The organism is Actinoallomurus acaciae, assembly GCF_042429965.1.
Lineage (GTDB): Bacteria > Actinomycetota > Actinomycetes > Streptosporangiales > Streptosporangiaceae > Actinoallomurus > Actinoallomurus acaciae.
Genome location: NZ_JBHLZP010000811.1, coordinates 1 through 2619 on the forward strand (window position 1 = coordinate 1; position 2619 = coordinate 2619).

The 2619-nt window shown below is 74.2% G+C and carries 3 protein-coding genes; all 3 read right to left on the minus strand.

Annotated features, from left to right (window positions below; translation table 11 throughout):
- Positions 1–176: 176 nt before the first annotated feature.
- A complete protein-coding gene (locus ACFFNX_RS47370) occupies positions 177–1301 on the minus strand; it encodes a hypothetical protein (RefSeq protein WP_378212971.1) in 1125 nt (374 codons plus the stop codon).
- A 162-nt stretch (positions 1302–1463) separates the two neighbouring features.
- Positions 1464–2141, minus strand: coding sequence for a class I SAM-dependent methyltransferase (locus ACFFNX_RS47375; RefSeq protein WP_378212972.1), 678 nt, complete (start codon positions 2139–2141; stop codon positions 1464–1466).
- A gap of 82 nt (positions 2142–2223) precedes the next feature.
- The coding region (locus tag ACFFNX_RS47380) for an ATP-binding cassette domain-containing protein (RefSeq protein WP_378212973.1) at positions 2224–2619 on the minus strand (396 nt) is incomplete at its 5' end.

Consider the following 2619-nt stretch of genomic DNA (forward strand, 5'->3'; position numbering starts at 1 on the left):
GGCCAGGGACGGCGACCGGGTCGAGGTCCACGGCCGGCTGGACCGCCGCACCCGGCGCCTCGCGTTCCTGTCCGTGGTCGCCGCGGCCGACGAGCAGACGATCGCCCGCGCCCAGCTCACCAAGTCGATCCTCGGGGCGCGGTAGCCGCAGGGACGCCCCGAGCCGTGCCGGCGGGTCAGGCCGCCGGTGGGTCGTAGCGGTAGACGGCCGCCGCCGACCGGCCGTCGTCGTTCGTCAGGGTGGCGGCGCCCCACAGTGCGTGCGTGCCCGGGATGAGCGTGAGCTCGCGTACGTCGGCGGTCGTGCCGGGCTCGACCGGAGCCGGTTCGCGGGTGAGGCCGTCGCGTGAGTAGTGCAGCAGGTCGGCGGTCGGACGCGGGCCGGCGGAGACCATCCACAGGCCGCCCCGGCCGTCAGGGGCCAGTGTGGTGAGTGAGTCCTGTGGCGAGTCGACGTTCACCAGGCGCCAGCGCCGGCCGTTCCAGTGCCACAGCACCGGGCCCGGCCGGACGCCGTCGTCGACCAGGATCCCGCTCGCCCACGCGTCGTCGGGACCGACACTGAGGATGTCGCCCTCGGCCACGCCGAAACCCGCGTCGAGGTCGGGTGCCGGGAGGCCGATCGTGCGCCACGCCGACCCGTCCCAGTGCAGGGTGACCGGTGCGGACCCGCTCCATCCCATCGCCCAGACGTCGTTCGCCGAGGTGGCGCTGATCGCGTTGACATCCTCCAGCGTGTCCGGCAGGGGAGTTCTCGTCCAGCCGTCGCCGTCGTAGTGCTCGACGATCGGCCGGTCGCCGGTGGGCTCGGTCCACTCCAGACCGGTGAACCAGGCGTCCCGCGGGCCGAGGACCGCGGTCTCCTTGATCCGGACCTCCGCGCCGAAGACCGTCGTCGACCACGTCACGCCGTCCCAGTGATGGGCGAACCCCGGCCCGTCCGCGCCGTCGCCGAACACCCAGACGTCATCCGTCGACGACGCCCCGACCGAGCGCAGGGTGGGTTCCACGGCGCCCTGCGGAGCCGCCGGCAGCGTGACGGGCCGCCATGCGGTGCCGTCCCAGTGGCTGATCTTCCTGGCGTCGGCGGCGCAGCACGGTGCGGTTCCGACCGCCCATGCGTCGTCGGGACCGGTCGCCGTGACGTCCTGGTAGTCGTCCCCTCCGGTGTAGGAGGGGGAGAGGGCGGCGATGCGCCAGCCGGTCTCCTCCTCCGCGGCCCCGGCGGGGGCGGTCACGGCGCCGAGGCTCAGCAGGGCGAGGGCGCCGATGACCAGGGCGCGCTTCGACGAGATGGACATGGATCTCCTTCGGATGGCGGATGCCCGCACCGGGGGATGTATCCCGGTTTATAGGCGTTCGTCGCCATTACGACCGATGAGCCCGTCGCCGGGTTGGCGCCGCCGGCTGTCCGGAACGGGCCAGGCCTCCCGCCGCGCCAAGGCCGTCATCGAGGGCCGGGCTCAGCCGCAGGACTCTCGCGGCTTCCGTGCCCGTACGGCGAAGACCGCCGGGGTCGGACCGCCGCCCTCGGCGAAGCGTTCCGGGGGCAGGCCGGCGTCGAGGAAGGCGTTCAGCAGGGCCGGCAGCGGCCAGTGGGAGGCACCGATCTTGTCGCGTACGCCCTGGTCCGTCCATGACGCCTTCGTCCAGTGGCCGTCGGCGTAGCCACGGCGGATCACCACCGCCTCGGGGTCGGTACGGTCGGCGAAGCCGCCGCAGAAGCACGGATGGACCCCCACGTGCACGAACACCCCGCCGGGACGCAGCACGCGTTCGGCCTCGCGTAGGACGGCCGGATAGCCCGGCATGTCCGTGTGCACCATCACGGCGATCACCGTGTCCAGTGATCCGCTGCGGACCGGCAGGCGCTCGGCGTCGCCGCGCGCGGTCGGCAGGCGGCCCCGGGCGTGGTGGAGCATTCCCGCGGACAGGTCCACCCCCACCGGCGTACGGCCCAGCGCGCGGACGGTGGCCGCGTGGACGCCCGTGCCGCAGCCGATCTCCAGACAGGTGCCCGAGCCCGGCCCGAGCAGGTCGCGCAGGGCCCGATCGACGCCGATCGGGTCGGGGTCGTCCCGGTCGCCGAGGAACTCCTGCTCGTACCAGTCCGCGATCGCGTCGTACGCCGCCGCTGCCATGCGCCCTCCTCGCCTCACCGGGACCCTGTCACGCGTCCGTACGGCCTGCCACGCGCTTCGCCGTCGGCGGACCGCGACGAGATCACGGCGGGTCGAGGTACGCGCGGGCCTGGAGGGTGAAGAGCCGGGCGTAGGTGCCGCCGGAGCGAAGGAGCGCGTCGTGGCCGCCCACCTCCGCGACGCGGCCCTGGTCCAGGACGACGATCAGGTCGGCCATCCGTACGGTGGAGAAGCGGTGCGAGACCAGCAGCGTCACACCGCCCGCCTCGCGCCCGGCACGGGACACCTCCGCGAACCTCGCGAACAGCCGTGCCTCGGCGACGGCGTCCAGGCTCGCCGTCGGCTCGTCGAGGACGGTCAGCAGCGGCGCCGGACGCATCAGGCCGCGCGCGAGCGCCAGCCGCTGCCACTGCCCGCCGGACAGCTCGTGGCCGCCCGTGAACCACCGGCCCAGCGGCGTCGCCAGGCCGTCCGGCAG

Excerpts from the sequence above, each read along its gene's own strand:
- ACFFNX_RS47370 (WP_378212971.1), bottom strand. The coding sequence starts at position 1,301 with ATGTCCATCTCGTCGAAGCGCGCCCTGGTCATCGGCGCCCTCGCCCTG.
- ACFFNX_RS47375 (WP_378212972.1), bottom strand. The coding sequence starts at position 2,141 with ATGGCAGCGGCGGCGTACGACGCGATCGCGGACTGGTACGAGCAGGAG.